Here is a 15,839-nt window from a genome sequence, read left to right on the forward strand (position 1 = left end):
ATTAAGCCGTAGCTATAACTTTAGAGTTCTGCCAACGCCCATTTACTCTGCTAATGAATTTTGCTGGTATTGATTTACCGTTTCTTAGCTCATATACTACTTGCAAGACATTTGCACGTTTATTTGGTTGAAACATTACCATACCAGATGTATAAAAACTTCTTAAAGCATTAGCACCAATTAAAGCTTGAAAAGGACTTTTTGCGAGTGTAGCTGTGGATACTTTTCTGGTATGACGTGTAATAATGATTCCAGCCATAGGATTAATTACAGAACGTAGTTTTTCTACTCTGCTTTGCAGGCCAGAAAACATATTTTCATAGTCAAGAGAATCCAAAACGATAAGATCTATCGTTTTAAATTTTTCTCCTATTATATCTTTTATTCTCTCTATACCTTCATCATTTAAAGTTAATCTCATCTTTGTAGTAACAATCAAGTTTTCCTCTGCTAGATTTGGCAGCCTTTGATTAGTTATGATTTGTTGTATGCGTTCCCTGATATAATTGTACTCCATCTCATTTTGCAGATAGATTATTTTTAGTGGCCTTGCTGATTTCATCTTAAGAAACGACACTCCTGCTGCAAGATGTGCAAGCAAAGAGAGAAGAAAATAACTTTTGCCAACCTTTGGCGTACCACCAATGACTAAAAGACCACCTGGAGTGAGAATTCGTGGAGCTATTATGTCTTCTGGTATTGGTGATTGATCACTTAAGTACTGCTTTACAGAAAATATTTTTTCTTCTCTTTTTCCCCCCTTTTTTTCTCCACTCTTTGATTTTTTATTGAGCCATTTCCTAGCAGAATATATATCACCTTTAATTAAAACCCAAAGATCAATAATATCACCGCTAGTACCTTCAGTAAAATTACGCCAATCACCAGCTTCCTTACCTACTATTTTAACTGTAATTGTATTTCCATTTAAGTCTCCAATATAAGTTTTATCTCGGTAAAACTCACCATTTGGAAGTAGGTAAGAAACACACTCCTTGATATTATCAATCAATAACATCTTTAACTCTTTTTGCTTTTTAGACATAAAATTCCCATACATATTTTTTATACGTTTAAAGTTGAGATTAGCTAGCTCGCAAACAGTTTCAAAAGATTTTGAATTCAGCCAATGAATTGCTTCTTCTCTTAGCTTTGGGTTTTTTCCTACTGCGTCCTGAATACCTCTAGTAACGACAGCAGACCAAAGCTTTTCCTCGTCGTACTTCAAAATGGTACTCTGTCAATTTCATAATTTTTACGGTATTCCGGAGTAACTATTGAAGCAATTTTGTTCTTTTCTCCATATTCATCAGTTATAACACCTACCTTTACTGTAAACTCTAACCCATTTAATTCTGCAACTGAATTTAGCTTACGAGCAAGGATTGCACCTTCTGAGTTATCATGTGGATGAATGTCACGTGCTGATTCCAAGATACTGCGAAGCATAGAGCGACCCATTTCTCCCCAAGTATCTTCTGCTTTATTACTTTTAATACCAATTATTTGGTAAATCTTGTGCTTTTCATATAGACCTTCAATAACGGTAAATTCTGTATTTAAATAAATGCTACCGGTAGTGGGGCTTTTAGTAAACCAATGCTCATAACCTCCAGGCTTGATTGTCATTTTTACCTTTACTATTGTACCTTTTGGTATCAATCTACTTTGCGGTTTTACAGTGTTAAAATCAGTTAATAGGTTTTGTAACATATATCACTCTCCATGTTTAAATTTTAAAACTTGCTTTTAATCTTTGTAAGCAGCTTGCCTAAATGCGGTTCTTCAACCATACTCAGGCGTCCACTGCGGTCTTTAGCTGGGTATCCCCAAGGGTTTAAAGTGTGGCAAACAAAAGAGCGTTTCTCCGTTCCATCATCTTTCTTGATTCCAACCATACTGATTACTTCGTCAACTATCCCAGGAATTTCACTAGCAGTTTTAGTTCCTTCGCATTGAGGTAGCCAAATTGGACGATTGAAGTCATCGAGATATTGACCTAAAGTGCCAACTATGATGATGTCTTTGTCTCTGATGTGTTGAAATTGATTGAGCCAAGCCATCATTTCTTGAGCAAGTAATCCATACGCAGCTCTCATATCCTGCTTTCCCGATCTCTCAGAAAAAGCTTCAGGTTGCATTTTTGCCCATAATAGACATAAACGTGAAGCAACGGTTATACTATCTACAAAGATGCATTGGTATTTAGAAAACTCAGAGAAAAGATCTTTGTACTTACCAGATAAATGTTCATGGTGTCTTTGGCTATATGCTTGATCAGACTTCAGCGCAGGATTAGGCCCCCCTATAAGACAAGCAATATCTCTAGCTTCATTCCAAGTGCGAAGACTAATTGAATCTCCTTGCCAATCTTGAACAGCAAGAAGTCCTGCTTCAAAATCAAGGCAAAGTGTTGGTTCATCTATGGTCTTTAGGAGACTTGTTTTACCAATACCATAAGGACCAAAGATGACCATTTTTACAGTTGATATTGTTTGCAATCTTTCATTATTATTCAAAATTTTAAGAACCATTATTTATCCATGCTACGATGTATATATATACAAGAAAGGCAAAAATTTTGTTCAATTTTTCTTTTTGCCTTCGTAGTAAATAGGAGAAAGTTTGGCACGTATCTTCTTGATAATATTGTTTAAAGTAGTTCTTGAAACGTTGTTCATTTTGGCAACTTCATGTAAATTAAAAAATTTGAGTTGCTCACATATATTTTGCCATTTTTCTGGTAAAATCGAGATCATGCAGTCTACATCAATGCGTTTTGTTATTTTATCCTCAAGTAGCTCTGTTACATCGATACTAATGTAGTTATTGATATCACGTTTTGCACATTGCTGTTTCTTTAACAGGTTAATAGCTTTATTTTCAGTTAATCTTGCTACAAAGGTATTAAAGCTACTTTTATCTTCATCATACTGATCAAGACATGGCCAAATTTCGCAGAAGAGTTCTTGTTCAAGGTCTTCATGACTCTCATCAATAAAGCACTTAGCAAGTTTCAGTCTATAAGCTTGATATTTTACATTTTTAATAACTATATGGTAGTTTTGTAATTTCATAACTTTCCTTAAAAACAAATTGATGCTTTTAAGGATGAGAGTTATTAATGCCGTTATGTAGGACAGGAGCAAAAATAAATAATACTGATGCGATTTTTAATCTATTGATATTCTGTTATTTTTTTTTTAGAATAATACTGATGCAATTTAAAATAATACAGTTCAGGTTTTTGGAACCTATTTTGAGAAGTTTAGTTCAAGCTCTCACACTTTAGAATTTAAGATCACCTAAACAGAGTAAGAACTTGTTTTAAAAGCACTTAATTTAGTAAATATATAAGTAGTTATATTAATTAGGCTAAGTAATATTTGCACAGAAATTTTAGTAAAATGTGTAGACAAAAACATTTACTTTGCTATTTATAGAATATACTCTGAGTAGCATGTACATTAGTCAATTTTAGAGGTGTAAAATGATAGAAAAATTACAAATTAATGAATTTGAAGGATCAGGAAGAGGACCTGGCTACGGAGTTTTTGAAGACACAGAGAGCCCTAATAAGGAAATAACGCCACCTGATTATGACATTATAACAGAAATGCCTAATCTTAGTCAAAAGAACATAGATGTAGACATAACTGACAATATAATTCCTCTTGTTCTAGTAGGAGCATTTGTGCTTTGTGCAATTATTGCAGGATGGGTACATTTGCGCAGTAAAAATAGTGAAAAAGACATCGAGGATTCAAAAGAAGTGAATAAGAAAGTTAACCCTTTTCTTGAAAATGTGGATGTTGCTTCTCAATTAATGAAGCATCAGTCCTCTCGATAATAACTATATAAAGGCCTACATTTTATTTGCATGCTTTAGAACATGTTTTGATTTCTTTTTAAGACATGTTCTGAGAACTAAAAAATATGAATTTCATTGTTAAAAAAATCGCTTAAATTTTTAAGAGAAAGATAACTAAAAAATGTGCTTCTACAACTGTAAGTTCCGTTCCTAATTACTGGCTTCCTAAATCAGGAATTAGGAAGCAGGAATCTAGAATTAGCCTGTATGGCAGGTTTTCACCATGCGTTCCTAAAACCGTTCCTAGGAACGGCATATCTGAAGTCCGCCAATATGGAGGATTCTAGCTTCCTGAAACCCTTATATATAATATATATATATAATACATATATAAAAATATACACATATATAAAAACATATAAAATATAAGAGTAGAATAATAAAAACCTCTAAAAGTAGAGAAACCCGTTTGAAAGGTCTTCAAATTCAAGAATTATAAAAAAAATTCCTAAAAATTTGAAGATTTTTTGGACGAAAATTTTTCAAATCTTGTATATATATGTACACAACAATTGAAAGGCTTGGTAAACAAACTGGCTGTAAAAGAGTTTTTATGTTAGTTGTTAAATTTCGAAAATTAAAGATTTTTTGGACGTAATTTTTTCAAATCTTGTATATATATGTACTCGGCAATTGAAAGGAAATGCTCACCCTAGATCTTGGCAAACAAACCGGCTGGACTATTTTAAATGATGGAATAGTGCAAAGTGGAAGTAAGAGTTTTCATGTTAGCAGGTTTAGTGGTGGTGGAATGCAGTTTTTAAATTTTCGTAATTGGCTTAATTCACTTAAGTATAAATTTCCAGGCATTGAAGTTGTATACTTTGAAGAAGTGAGAAGACACTTGGGTGCACATATCTATGGAGGGTTTTTAGCACACCTTTCTGCTTGGTGTGAAGAAAGTAATATTCCCTATCAAGGTGTTTCGGTTAAGACTATTAAACGTTTTATAACTGGCAAGGGCAATGCAAGTAAAGCTGATGTAATTGAAGCAGTGCAGGAAAAGGGTTTTTGTCCAACAGATGATAATGAAGCAGATTCTTTAGCATTAATGTTCTATGTTATGAATTTTAGTAAAGATTTTAATGCATTAAAAATATCATAAAAAGTGGGTCCTTTTGGCCAGAATGGAGGACTTGGTGGTCCTGACCTCAGGCCTTCTTTAGCGTTAGACATATTTCAAATGTTAACTACTTACGAAATTATAGCTGAGCAGTGCTAAAAAGGAGAAAAAAAGGTGAGAATTACGCAAGCAGAGTGGGCAAGGGAAAAAGGGTTTTCGAGGCAATATGTCTGTTCTTTGGTAAAGAAAGGAATTGTTGAACTCAAAGATGGGCTCATTGACCGAGAACAAGCAAATGAAGCGGTGGCAGCAATAAGAGATCCAAGCCAGCCGCTGAGAAGAAAGGAGAGCGGAGAAAAGCTTTCCACGATGTTGCTAAAAACGCGAATAAAAAATGAAACGGAGCGTGGTAAACTTTTGGAAGCTAGAGTGAAAGCTGAAGTAGGCAAATTTGTGTCAATCGAAGAAGTAAAAAATGAAGCATTTAATGTAGCAAGGGTTGTCCGTAATAATTTACTTAATATTCCAAATAGAGTTTCAGCGCTGCTTGCATCACTGAGTGACACTGAAAAGATTCATATGGCGCTAACTGAAGAGATTACAAACTCATTACAAGAATTATCTAATACTAAATTTCAAATATAAAAAAGATTTTGAATATAAAATGGCTGATAACTTAAGTTTGGAGTTAATAAAGTGTCTCATCAATCAACCTGGATTAGATGTTAATGTTAGAGGATTAAATGGAAAGACACCACTACATTGTGCTATAGAATTTGATGAATTAAGCATGGTGGATTTGTTACTCACGAAGAAGAATATTAATCCTTTTGTGGAAGATAATGAAGGTAAAACATCTCTTGATTACGCCAAAGAAGGGAAAAAAGCAGAAATATTACAAGCGCTAATTAATAACAAGTACGGGTCAGAACAAGATAGCTTACTTCATTTAGCTGCAATGATAGGTGAAGTTAATGCAGTTAGATATTTGATAGGAAAAGGTATTGACGTTAATGTACAAAATGCTTTGCACCATACTCCATTACATCTAGCAGCAGGCATAGGACATGCAGAAGTTGTAAAGATTTTGATAAGAGAAGGAAATGCTGAAATCGAGGTTTTTGATGCACGAAATCAGACACCGATGCACTATGCAGTTAACAACAAAAAATTGGAGATAGTAAAGTTATTACTGGAGCTAGGAGCAGATGTAAATAGCGCACGTGTAGGACAAAACTCGATGAAATTATCACCTATTCATATAGCTGTAAGTAATACTAATTACGATGAAAGAGACTTATGTCTTGATATCCTCAAATGCTTAATAAAGGAGCCTAATGCTCAAGTGAATCTACAAGACTACGAAAATAAAACACCTCTACATTACGCTGAAAGACTTAAAACAATAGAGGTCTTACTAACGCGAGAAGATATAGATCCTCTGGTAAAAGACGATAGCGGCAAGACACCATTTGATTACGCTAAACCTGAGATAAAGAAGATCTTGATGAACAATAAGTATGGTCCTGAAAAGAACAGTCTACTCCATTTAGCTGCACAAAAAGGAGTTGTAGAGTCTATTTTAAAAGAAGAAATTGATATTGATATTTCAAATAATAAAGGTCTATCACCGATTTACCTTGCTGCAGAAAAAGGTCATTTACATGTGGTAAAGTTATTGCTGAAAAAAGGAGCAAACTATACACCTGTTTTGCACTTAGCAATCAAGTCAAATAATTTAGAATTACTTAAAGTTTTATTCAATGAAAAAAATGGAGCGTTACTCTGCAGAGATACCGTTGTTAATTTTCCAACCCTTCATAATAAATATATAGCACAGAGAGAAATAGCAGATAAAAGGATGAAAAAACATAATAATATTATCTGCATCTGTATTACAGTTAGCGCAGTAGCAATGGCAGCATATATAGGTTTAACGGTAACAGCAATAAGCAGTGCAATCATTTTTGCAACAATAACAGGGGTATTTGCGCTTGTTATAGCAATAATGATAAGTGAGATGAGCAAAAGATATATAGAAAAAGAGTTTCAGAAAAAGATGTTTATGGAACTGGAAGAGTGTAGTTCTACTGTTAATGATGTTGAAATAGAACCAATTATGAGTAGATGCAGACAATGATATACGCTAGAGCTTTTTCTGAAGGTTTAAGACCAGATCCCCAGCTTAAAGTATCAGAGTGGGCGAATGAGTATCGAGTTCTATCCCCAACTGCAGCATCAGAGCCAGGTAAATGGAGAACGGAAAGAACTCCTTATTTAAAAGAAATCATGGATTCACTTTCTCCGTCCTCACCAACAGAAAAAGTAGTATTCATGAAAGGAGCGCAGATTGGGGGAACAGAAGCTGGTAACAATTGGATTGGCTACATCATAGATCAGACTCCTGGTCCAATGCTGGTAGTACAGCCAACAGTTGAAATGGGAAAACGTTGGTCAAAAGGAAGATTTGCACCGTTAATAGAGAGTACGCCATGTTTAAAAAGTAAAGTAAAAGACCCAAGATCAAGAGATTCAGGCAATACTGTACAAAGTAAGGAGTTTCCAGGTGGAATAGTAGTAATAACTGGAGCAAATAGCAGTGTAGGACTTCGTTCTATGCCAGTAAAATATCTCTTTCTTGATGAAATAGATGCCTATCCAGGAGATTCAGGTGGTGAAGGAGATCCAGTGCTGCTCAGTATTGCTCGAACTAACACTTTTGCACGGCGAAAGATTTTTTTAGTATCAACACCAACGATTCATGGAATAAGCAGAATTGAGAAAGAATTTGAAGCAACAGATAAGAGATATTTTTTTGTACCATGTCCGCATTGTAATTACTATCAAGTTCTAAAGTGGTCACAAATAAAATGGGAAGATAAAAATCCAAATACAGCACATTATGTCTGCACTGAATGTAGCGGCAAAATAGAAAATCATCAAAAGACAGAGATGCTTGAACGTGGAGAATGGAGACCTACTAATAGAGTAAAAGGTGAGAAAAAAGGATTTCATCTTTCAAGTCTTTATAGTCCAGTTGGCTGGTATAGTTGGCAACAAGCAGTAGAGGATTTTCTCCATGCAAAAGAAAGTGAACAATTACTGAAAGTTTGGATAAATACCACTTTAGGAGAAACTTGGGTAGATAAAGGAGAAGTACCAGACTGGAAGCAATTATTTAACAGGAGAGAATTTTTTCCCGTAGGCACAGTACCTAGGAGAGAAGTGGTACTTACTGCAGGAGTAGATGTCCAAAAAGATCGTTTGGAAGTAGAAGTTGTAGCATGGGGAAAAAGTCGTGAAAGTTGGTCAATAGACTACCGAGTATTTGAAGGAGATACTGGAAGTGGAGAAGTATGGGGAAAACTTTCGGAGCTCCTCAATCATCATTTTATCGGTGAAAATGGGCTTGAATACATGATAAGTATGATGGCGGTTGATGCAGGGTATGCAACGCAAGAAGTATACAACTGGGTAAGAGGTCATCAAGGATCTGGAAGAGTAATGGCAGTGAAAGGTGTAAATAAAGCACTAGTGCCGCTGAGCAGCCCAAGTAGAGTAGATATAACAGTTGGAGGGCAAAAGCTGAAAAGAGGAATAAAGCTATGGCCAGTCGGAGTATCGATATTAAAGTCAGAGCTTTTTCAATTACTTAATATTTTAAAAGAAGGTGAAGAAACACCGCCAGGATATTGTCATTTTCCGGAGTATGCACCTGAATATTTTAAGCAGCTAACGGCAGAGCAATTAGTCAGCAAAGTAGTAAAAGGATATACCAAACAAGAGTGGCAAAAGGTAAGAGAAAGAAATGAAGTACTAGATTGCCGAATTTATGCAAGAGCAGCATCGATAGCACTGGGAATAGACAGATGGCCAGAGAGTAAATGGAATAGTTTAAGTGAAAAACCGGAAAGTAAAAAATCAAAGAAAATAGTCAAAAGCAAATGGATCAGCAAGTAATAAATGTATAACGAAGATTATTTAATTCAAGTCGAAGAAGCGATAAAGAAGCTGCAAAACGGAGAGCGAGTAGTATCAATTGCATATGGTGATCATGTGGTAAGATATGCAGAAGTAGATATAAATGATTTACTAAACTTAAGACAACGAATTAAAGCTGAGCTAAAGATTGCTGGAGTGGAGCCAAAGAGGAAAATTATTTTTTCAACGAGTAAAGGAATTTTATAAATGCTACTAAAAACCTTCAAACAATTATTCAACAAGCCAAAAATCAAAAGTTCAGCCTGGGATGCAGCAGGCTCAGGAAGAAGATTTTTTCACTTTCAACCAGAGTTAGGAAGTATAAACAATTTGCTGTCTCAAAGCCTTGAAACTTTACGTAGTAGATCACGTGATATGGTGAGAAAAAATCCATATGCAGCAAATATCATTGATACAATAGTAAGTAACTCTATTGGAACAGGAATAAAACCGCAATCAAAAGCAAGGGATGGAGAATTTCGAAAGAAAGTACAAGAATTATGGCTAAGATGGACAGATGAAGCAGATAGTAACGGAGTAAGTGATTTTTATGGATTACAAGCTCTAGTATGCAGAAGTATGATAGAGGGAGGAGAATGTTTTGTACGCCTCCGAAATCGTAAACTCGAAGATGGATTTTCTGTACCATTACAACTGCAAGTACTTGAGTCTGAACATTTAGATAATAAAACAAATCAAACTTTAGGAAATGGTAATGTAATAAGAAACGGGATTGAGTTTAACAGGCTTGGGCAAAGAGAAGCATACTACCTATTTAAAGAACACCCTGGTGAAAGTATGTTTGGAGAATCAGTGAGAGTGCCAGCAAATGATGTTTTACATATTTATAGACCATTAAGACCTGGGCAAATCAGAGGGGAGCCTTGGCTTTCTAATATACTGCTGAAGCTTTATGAGCTTGATCAATATGATGATGCAGAGCTGGTGAGAAAGAAAACTGCAGCAATGTTTGCAGGGTTTATTACGAGACTTGATCCTGAAGCAAATATTTTAGGAGAAAGTGAAAGTAATGAGCAAGGAGTAGCACTATCTGGTTTAGAGCCAGGAACAATGCAGCTTTTAGACCCAGGAGAAGACATAAAATTTTCAGAGCCGTCAGATGTAGGAGGAAGTTATGAAGCGTTTATGAAACAGCAACTCAGGGCAATAGCGATTGGTACAGGGATAACATATGAGAAACTAACAGGAGATTTAACCGGTGTTAATTATTCATCAATTAGAGCAGGATTAATAGAGTTTCGTAGGAGATGTACAATGTTACAGCATAACATAATGGTATTTCAGTTTTGCCGTCCTGTATGGGATAGGTGGTTAGAGTTAGCACTACTTTCTGGAGAGCTAGACATAGGTGAAGAATGGACAAAGGGAAAAGAAGGAGCAAAAAAAGAAGTAAAATGGATACCACAGGGATTTGATTGGGTCGATCCGCTAAAAGATCAGCAAGCACAGCAAATGGCAGTAAGAAATGGATTAAAGAGTCGAGCGGAAGTAGTATCAGAAATGGGTTATGATGTAGAAGAAATTGACCAAGAAATAGCAGAAGATCAAAGACGTGCAAGTGAACTGGGCTTAAGTTTTGATTCTGACGTTACGGCCAATCAAGAGGTGATATGAAACAACAATGGCTAAACAGATGTGTAATGGTAGAACCAAGGAGTTTTGAGTTACTGTCACTACAAACAGGAAAGCAGCCTATCTTTAAAAATATAAAACATGCAGTAAGAAATAGTGAAAGAGGAATAATACCGATACATGGCATTTTAACTAAAAAACCTGGTGCATTTGATGAAATGCTCGGAATGACATCATATGAGCAAATAGAAGAACAAATTACACAAGCATTAGCAGATAGTAGCATAGAGACAATTATACTGGAAATAGATAGCCCCGGAGGAGAGGTAAACGGTATATTTGACCTAGCTGATTTTGTCTATAGTGCAAGAGGAAAAAAGAGGATAATAGCGATAGCAAATGATGATGCGTATTCTGCTGCGTATGCAATTGCTTCTAGTGCTGAAAAGGTTTTTGTGAGTAGAACCTCTGGTGTTGGCAGTATTGGAGTAATAGCAAGTCATATAGATCAAAGTGGATTTGATGAAAAATGTGGAATAAAATATACCACAGTGTTTGCAGGAAGTAGAAAAAATGATTTAAATCCACATGAACCAATAACTTCTGAGAGTTTAGAAAATCTAAAAAGCGAAGTGAATCGTTTATATGAAATGCTGGTTGAGCTAATAGCACGGAATAGAAACCTCTCTGTAGAGGCAATAAAAAATACTGAAGCAGGGCTTTATTTTGGTGAAAATGCAGTAGAGATAGGTCTTGCAGACGGAATTACAATTCTTTCAGAGTTTAAATATATTAATAAAAACAGGAGTATTACTATGAACGAACAAACTATAACTGACCTAAAAGAAGAAACTAATAATTTAACTAAGTATCGTACTGAAGTTCTTGAATTAATACGTTTATGTAATATATCAAAGATGCCAGAGAAAATAGGAGAATTTATTGAGCAGAGTGTAAGTGTTGAGCAAGCAAGGGAAGTTTTAATGGAATTACTTGCAGAAAGAACAAAGAAGACAGAGATAATAAGTACAATACCACAGAATTCAGGAGAAAAGTTGATGATGCAGGTAGCGAAAAGTCGTAGGCATTTAAAATATATAACAAAAGGAGAAAAGCAAAATGAGTAGTATAACAGAACAAAATAACCTTGGTGATCTTCTAAAATATGAAGCATCAAATTTATATTCACGAGATCAAATAACTGTTGCCAAAGGACAGAATCTCAAGCTTGGTGCAGTAGTTGCTAAAAAGACTGAAGATGGTTTTATTAGGGTCTTAAATCTAACAGCAACCGATGGCACACAAACGGCAATAGGAGTAATTTCAAGTGATGTAAACGCAAAGGAAAATGCTAAAGGAGTAATTATTGCTCGCGGTGCAATGCTAGCAGATCATGCAGTTGTATGGCCAGCAAATATCACTGAAGAGCAGAAAAATGCAGCAATAAAGCAACTTGAAACACGAGGGATCATTATCCGTAAAGCAGTCTAAAGCTATATTAAACAATAAAAAACACAAAGGGGGAAAAGAAAAAATGCAAAATCCATTTACAAATACAGCATTTAGTATGACGGCACTAACTAATGCGATGAATATATTGCCGATAAATTATGGACGGGTTGAAAATTTAAATTTATTTCCAAGTAGGTCAGTAAGATTTAGACATATTACCATAGAAGAGCAAAATGGAGTATTAAGTTTACTACCAACGCAAGTACCCGGAGCACCAGCAACAGTAGGAAAAAGAGGAAAAAGAAAGGTAAGGACATTTACGATTCCACATATTCCGCATGATGATGTAGTGTTACCAGAAGAAGTACAGGGAATAAGAGCATTTGGATCAGAAAGTGAACTTAAAGCGCTGGCAGATGTAATAACTGACCATTTGCAGCTAATGAGAAATAAACATGCAATAACGTTGGAGCATTTGCGTATGGGAGCGCTGAAAGGAATAATTCTGGACGCAGATGGCAGTGAATTGTTAAATCTGTACAACGAATTTGAAATAACACCAAAAGTAGTAAATTTTGCACTGGGAGCAGCGATAACTGATGTAAAACGTAAGTGTCTGGAAGTATTGAGGCACATAGAAGATAATCTAAGTGGTGAATATATGACAGGAATTCATGCTTTAGTAAGCCCTGAGTTTTTTGATGCACTTACTTCTCATGCTAAAGTGAAAGAAGCATATGAGAGATGGCAAGAAGGAGCAGCGCTAAGAAATGATATGAGGTCAGGATTTACGTTCTGTGGAATAACGTTTGAGGAATATAGAGGACAAGCAACTGATCCTGAAGGAACCGTGAGAAGATTTATAGAAAGGGATACGGGGCACTGTTTTCCAGTAGGAACAGCAAGCACATTTACAACATATTTTGCACCAGCAGATTTTAATGAAACAGTGAATACTCTTGGACAGCCACTCTATGCAAAACAAGAGCCAAGAAGATTTGATAGAGGGACTGATTTGCATACGCAGTCAAACCCTCTGCCAATGTGCCACCGTCCAGCAATACTAGTCAAGATCGTTGCAACATAGGTAGAGCAAATATAAAGCGGTGTGAGGCAGAAGAATGCTTTACCTCTTCTTAGCATATAAATGTTAGTATATAGCGGAGAAATGTGCAAGAGAATATTAAGAGATTATTTAAAGATTGTTTTGCTCATTTAGGAAAAGTAGCTTTGTATGAATCAAAGGATAAGTCATATATGGTACAAGTACTAAAGCAACAGCCAGATAAATTATACGAGATTGGTGAAGGACAATTTGTGGGAGAGATGCTTTTTCTTGAGGTAAATGTTTTTGATGTACTGAGGCCAATGGTGGGAGATATTTTTGTTATTGATGGTCGTAAATATAAAGTATATTCTCCACCACTGCGAGATAATTCAGGAATAGTTTGGAATATAAACTGTACAGTACTTGGAGAGAAAGATGTTTAAAATTGAAGTTAATGAAAACATTGAGAGAATTACTCACGACATTGATGCTAACAAAGCTAAAGTAGAGTTGGCAGCGGTAAGAGCGCTAAACAAAACGGCACTATGGTTAAAATCTCAGGCTGTCCGAGAAATCAGTGAAGAAAAGCAAATTAGGCTGAAAGTAATTAGAAAAAGACTAAGAATCATCAAGTCAAGAAAAAGCACTTTGAAAGTTTTAATTAGAGCATATCTGTATGATATAAATATAAAACAAGCAAAAATAAGAACAGCATTTAATGATGAATTTATGGCAACAATGCCAAGAGGCTATCGTGGTATTTTTAAACGTGTAGGAAGAACAGCACTACCGATACAGGAGGTTAAACTACCACTTGAACCTGAGGCTTCAAGGATAATAGAAAATCTTGTTAATTATGAAGTTGAAAGGATATTTGAAAAATATTTTACACATGAGTTATTTTATGACGGCATTTTGGACTAATTTACATGAGGCAATTTGTAATACGCTAAAGGCAGAGATACCAGCAATTCAAACTTGTGAGGTTTATCCAGCAATCAGGAAAGAATTGATAGCACCAGCAGTATTTATAGAACTTAGTGGCTTTGAAAAAGGACATGATCCAGGAACAGAAGAATTAGCGCTGAGAGCAAAATTTGAAGCACGAATTGTGATTGATAGCACAATAGAAAATGCACCTATTATTGTCAGAGCATTGGCGGCAGAAGTAGCAAGAGTGGTAAATAAAAACACTTGGAAAGTGGAGAAAATTTCACCAGGAGAATTTATCTCAGGAGGAGGAGATGATTTTAGGCCAGAGCTCGATGCATATTTAGTGTGGATGGTAGAGTGGGTGCATGAAGTACATCTTGGTGATTCAGTATGGGCAGAGAGTAGTATTCCGCCGAGTACTGTTTACATTGGGTTTACGCCTGATATTGGAGTTGCTAATAAGCATAAATATGTAAAGGTTGGCAAAAATGATGAATAGTTTTGAAGATGCGAACTTACTAATAAAACTTAATAACTTGATTAGAGTTGGCACAGTCGAAGAAGTAGGCTGTGGAACGGCTAAGGTACGTGTAAAAATGATAGGTAATATATTAACAGACTGGTTGCCATGGGTAACAGCAAGAGCTGGAGAAGACAGAAGTTGGTCTGCACCAAGTATTGGAGAACGGGTGATAGTACTTTCGCCATCTGGTGAAATTGCCAAAGGGATTGTCTTACCTGCAATTTATTATAAAAAATATCCTATTCCAGAAGGAAGTAAGGAAGAAGTAAGCGGTTTTGTTTTTAAGGATGGAACAATTATTTACTATGACCGCAATTACTATAAGTTTACAGTTTCTGTCAAAGAAGAAGGAACTCTTGTTTTTGCAGTGAAAGAAACGCAAATGGAAGTAACTAGTAAGGAAGTTATTTTAAAAACGGGAAAATCAAGTTCAAATATAACTGATGAAAAGATTGTCTTACAGGTTGGGAACTCAAGTCTAGAGATTACTGAGAGTGGCATTAAGTTAAATGCGAAAAAAATAGATTTAAACTAGCCGGAGAAAAATGTTAGAGTTAATAATGATAAGGGTATTATGATTGGTGATATTGAGTATACCTCTCAAACATCAGAATTAAGTGGATATGAATCAGGATGTGAAGATGAGTCAAGAAGAGAGGAGGAAACAAGAGGTTCATTGTTAGGGCAAAAACGACTTTCAGAATCAGACAAAGATTTAAGTTTGGCAAAACAGGGAAAAGTTGTTCGTTTTGGTGATATGTGTAACCAACATGGAGATTATTTACAAAGCCCTGGCATAGGAGGAAGCAGTAATGTGTTTGTAAATGGTAGGCCTGTGCATCGTCAAGGAGATGAATGGTCACAACATGCATCAACAGACCCTTATAAACCACCACATACTAGTCAATCCCTTCTTGAGGGGTCAGATTCAGTGTTTGTAAATGGCAAAGCCATTGCTCGTACTGGTGACCTAATTTCCTGTGGAGCAGTGGCAGAACAAGGAAGCAATGATGTCTTTGCAGGGTAAGTGATATGCGTGGTATGAATTCTGAAACTGGTAAAACAATAAGTGGTATAGAGCATTTAAAACAATCAATAGTTGATATTTTAACTACACCAATTGGTGCTCGTGTTATGCGCCGAGATTATGGATCAAGGTTATTTGAGCTGATTGATCATCCAATTGTACCTGGTTTTGCACAAGAGCTTTATGCAGCAGTTGCAGAAGCATTAGAAAAGTGGGAGCGTCGATTTAAGCTTAAACGTGTACAAATAACAGAAATAAAAGAAGGTAAAGTAACTCTCATTTTAGAAGGAATCTATCTGCCAAATGGAAAGCCGATCCGCCTTGATGGTATTATAGTATAAGGTAGTA

General features: G+C 35.7%; 20 protein-coding genes. 16 read left to right on the forward strand and 4 right to left on the reverse strand.

Going from position 1 to position 15,839, the window contains the following annotated elements; genetic code table 11:
- Position 1: 1 nt before the first annotated feature.
- The 4 genes from AAGD87_RS07025 to AAGD87_RS07040 all read right to left on the reverse strand — a co-directional run bounded on the left by AAGD87_RS07025 (position 2) and on the right by AAGD87_RS07040 (position 3,077).
- Positions 2–1,045 carry an AAA family ATPase gene (locus tag AAGD87_RS07025; RefSeq protein WP_341817547.1) on the reverse strand — a complete coding sequence of 348 codons (1,044 nt, stop codon included), beginning with the start codon at positions 1,043–1,045 and terminating at the stop codon, positions 2–4.
- 179 nt (positions 1,046–1,224) lie between these two features.
- Entirely contained in the window at positions 1,225–1,713 is a 489-nt protein-coding gene (locus AAGD87_RS07030; protein WP_006012339.1) for a hypothetical protein, read from the reverse strand.
- A 23-nt stretch (positions 1,714–1,736) separates the two neighbouring features.
- Positions 1,737–2,534, reverse strand: coding sequence for an ATP-binding protein (locus AAGD87_RS07035; RefSeq protein WP_341817548.1), 798 nt, complete (start codon positions 2,532–2,534; stop codon positions 1,737–1,739).
- Positions 2,535–2,585: 51 nt separating this feature from the next.
- A complete protein-coding gene (locus tag AAGD87_RS07040; protein ID WP_341817549.1) occupies positions 2,586–3,077 on the reverse strand; it encodes a sigma-70 family RNA polymerase sigma factor in 492 nt (163 codons plus the stop codon).
- A gap of 413 nt (positions 3,078–3,490) precedes the next feature.
- On the opposite strand from AAGD87_RS07040, the gene AAGD87_RS07045 reads away from it, so the two are divergent.
- The 16 genes from AAGD87_RS07045 (at position 3,491) to AAGD87_RS07120 (ending at position 15,832) form a co-directional block, all read left to right on the forward strand.
- On the forward strand, positions 3,491–3,850 hold the full coding sequence (locus AAGD87_RS07045) for a hypothetical protein (RefSeq protein WP_341817550.1): 360 nt from the start codon (positions 3,491–3,493) through the stop codon (positions 3,848–3,850).
- Between the two features lie 664 nt (positions 3,851–4,514).
- Positions 4,515–4,976, forward strand: coding sequence for a Holliday junction resolvase (locus AAGD87_RS07050; protein WP_341817551.1), 462 nt, complete (start codon positions 4,515–4,517; stop codon positions 4,974–4,976).
- A gap of 132 nt (positions 4,977–5,108) precedes the next feature.
- Positions 5,109–5,579, forward strand: a complete 471-nt coding sequence (locus AAGD87_RS07055) for a hypothetical protein (protein WP_077188251.1) — start codon at positions 5,109–5,111, stop codon at positions 5,577–5,579.
- Positions 5,580–5,598: 19 nt separating this feature from the next.
- The gene (locus tag AAGD87_RS07060; protein ID WP_208571634.1) at positions 5,599–7,074 is read left to right on the forward strand and encodes an ankyrin repeat domain-containing protein; all 1,476 of its coding nucleotides are present in this window, start codon (positions 5,599–5,601) and stop codon (positions 7,072–7,074) included.
- Positions 7,071–8,894: a phage terminase large subunit family protein gene (locus AAGD87_RS07065; protein WP_341817391.1), complete on the forward strand. Its 1,824-nt coding sequence runs from the start codon at positions 7,071–7,073 to the stop codon at positions 8,892–8,894. Before AAGD87_RS07060 ends, AAGD87_RS07065 begins: the two co-directional genes overlap by 4 nt.
- Before the next feature lie 3 nt (positions 8,895–8,897).
- Positions 8,898–9,122, forward strand: a complete 225-nt coding sequence (locus AAGD87_RS07070; RefSeq protein ID WP_019236402.1) for a gpW family head-tail joining protein — start codon at positions 8,898–8,900, stop codon at positions 9,120–9,122.
- Positions 9,123–10,550 carry a phage portal protein gene (locus tag AAGD87_RS07075; RefSeq protein ID WP_341817552.1) on the forward strand — a complete coding sequence of 476 codons (1,428 nt, stop codon included), beginning with the start codon at positions 9,123–9,125 and terminating at the stop codon, positions 10,548–10,550. It begins immediately after the preceding gene.
- Positions 10,547–11,635 carry a S49 family peptidase gene (locus AAGD87_RS07080; protein ID WP_341817553.1) on the forward strand — a complete coding sequence of 363 codons (1,089 nt, stop codon included), beginning with the start codon at positions 10,547–10,549 and terminating at the stop codon, positions 11,633–11,635. Before AAGD87_RS07075 ends, AAGD87_RS07080 begins: the two co-directional genes overlap by 4 nt.
- Positions 11,628–11,999, forward strand: a complete 372-nt coding sequence (locus AAGD87_RS07085; RefSeq protein WP_164224825.1) for a head decoration protein — start codon at positions 11,628–11,630, stop codon at positions 11,997–11,999. The genes AAGD87_RS07080 and AAGD87_RS07085 overlap by 8 nt, the downstream gene beginning before the upstream one ends.
- 43 nt (positions 12,000–12,042) lie before the next feature.
- Positions 12,043–13,047, forward strand: coding sequence for a major capsid protein (locus tag AAGD87_RS07090; RefSeq protein WP_164224824.1), 1,005 nt, complete (start codon positions 12,043–12,045; stop codon positions 13,045–13,047).
- Between the two features lie 83 nt (positions 13,048–13,130).
- Complete coding sequence (locus AAGD87_RS07095; protein ID WP_164224823.1) at positions 13,131–13,451, forward strand: hypothetical protein; 321 nt, start codon at positions 13,131–13,133, stop codon at positions 13,449–13,451.
- Positions 13,444–13,932, forward strand: coding sequence for a phage tail protein (locus AAGD87_RS07100; protein ID WP_164224822.1), 489 nt, complete (start codon positions 13,444–13,446; stop codon positions 13,930–13,932). Before AAGD87_RS07095 ends, AAGD87_RS07100 begins: the two co-directional genes overlap by 8 nt.
- Complete coding sequence (locus AAGD87_RS07105) at positions 13,913–14,440, forward strand: hypothetical protein (protein WP_224721422.1); 528 nt, start codon at positions 13,913–13,915, stop codon at positions 14,438–14,440. Before AAGD87_RS07100 ends, AAGD87_RS07105 begins: the two co-directional genes overlap by 20 nt.
- A complete protein-coding gene (locus AAGD87_RS07110) occupies positions 14,433–14,999 on the forward strand; it encodes a phage baseplate assembly protein V (RefSeq protein ID WP_341817554.1) in 567 nt (188 codons plus the stop codon). The genes AAGD87_RS07105 and AAGD87_RS07110 overlap by 8 nt, the downstream gene beginning before the upstream one ends.
- 39 nt (positions 15,000–15,038) lie before the next feature.
- Complete coding sequence (locus AAGD87_RS07115; protein WP_318010167.1) at positions 15,039–15,491, forward strand: PAAR domain-containing protein; 453 nt, start codon at positions 15,039–15,041, stop codon at positions 15,489–15,491.
- Between the two features lie 5 nt (positions 15,492–15,496).
- Positions 15,497–15,832 carry a GPW/gp25 family protein gene (locus tag AAGD87_RS07120; RefSeq protein ID WP_015588498.1) on the forward strand — a complete coding sequence of 112 codons (336 nt, stop codon included), beginning with the start codon at positions 15,497–15,499 and terminating at the stop codon, positions 15,830–15,832.
- The last annotated feature ends 7 nt before the right edge of the window (positions 15,833–15,839 follow it).

Source organism: Wolbachia endosymbiont (group A) of Pherbina coryleti, assembly GCF_964026875.1.
Lineage (GTDB): Bacteria > Pseudomonadota > Alphaproteobacteria > Rickettsiales > Anaplasmataceae > Wolbachia > Wolbachia pipientis.

Coding starts and splice junctions, on each gene's coding strand:
- AAGD87_RS07025 (WP_341817547.1), bottom strand. CDS start 1,045: ATGTCTAAAAAGCAAAAAGAGTTAAAGATGTTATTGATTGATAATATC.
- AAGD87_RS07030 (WP_006012339.1), bottom strand. CDS start 1,713: ATGTTACAAAACCTATTAACTGATTTTAACACTGTAAAACCGCAAAGT.
- AAGD87_RS07035 (WP_341817548.1), bottom strand. CDS start 2,534: ATGGTTCTTAAAATTTTGAATAATAATGAAAGATTGCAAACAATATCA.
- AAGD87_RS07040 (WP_341817549.1), bottom strand. CDS start 3,077: ATGAAATTACAAAACTACCATATAGTTATTAAAAATGTAAAATATCAA.
- AAGD87_RS07045 (WP_341817550.1), top strand. CDS start 3,491: ATGATAGAAAAATTACAAATTAATGAATTTGAAGGATCAGGAAGAGGA.
- AAGD87_RS07050 (WP_341817551.1), top strand. CDS start 4,515: ATGCTCACCCTAGATCTTGGCAAACAAACCGGCTGGACTATTTTAAAT.
- AAGD87_RS07060 (WP_208571634.1), top strand. CDS start 5,599: ATGGCTGATAACTTAAGTTTGGAGTTAATAAAGTGTCTCATCAATCAA.
- AAGD87_RS07065 (WP_341817391.1), top strand. CDS start 7,071: ATGATATACGCTAGAGCTTTTTCTGAAGGTTTAAGACCAGATCCCCAG.
- AAGD87_RS07070 (WP_019236402.1), top strand. CDS start 8,898: ATGTATAACGAAGATTATTTAATTCAAGTCGAAGAAGCGATAAAGAAG.
- AAGD87_RS07075 (WP_341817552.1), top strand. CDS start 9,123: ATGCTACTAAAAACCTTCAAACAATTATTCAACAAGCCAAAAATCAAA.
- AAGD87_RS07080 (WP_341817553.1), top strand. CDS start 10,547: ATGAAACAACAATGGCTAAACAGATGTGTAATGGTAGAACCAAGGAGT.
- AAGD87_RS07085 (WP_164224825.1), top strand. CDS start 11,628: ATGAGTAGTATAACAGAACAAAATAACCTTGGTGATCTTCTAAAATAT.
- AAGD87_RS07090 (WP_164224824.1), top strand. CDS start 12,043: ATGCAAAATCCATTTACAAATACAGCATTTAGTATGACGGCACTAACT.
- AAGD87_RS07100 (WP_164224822.1), top strand. CDS start 13,444: ATGTTTAAAATTGAAGTTAATGAAAACATTGAGAGAATTACTCACGAC.
- AAGD87_RS07105 (WP_224721422.1), top strand. CDS start 13,913: ATGACGGCATTTTGGACTAATTTACATGAGGCAATTTGTAATACGCTA.
- AAGD87_RS07110 (WP_341817554.1), top strand. CDS start 14,433: ATGAATAGTTTTGAAGATGCGAACTTACTAATAAAACTTAATAACTTG.
- AAGD87_RS07115 (WP_318010167.1), top strand. CDS start 15,039: ATGATTGGTGATATTGAGTATACCTCTCAAACATCAGAATTAAGTGGA.
- AAGD87_RS07120 (WP_015588498.1), top strand. CDS start 15,497: ATGCGTGGTATGAATTCTGAAACTGGTAAAACAATAAGTGGTATAGAG.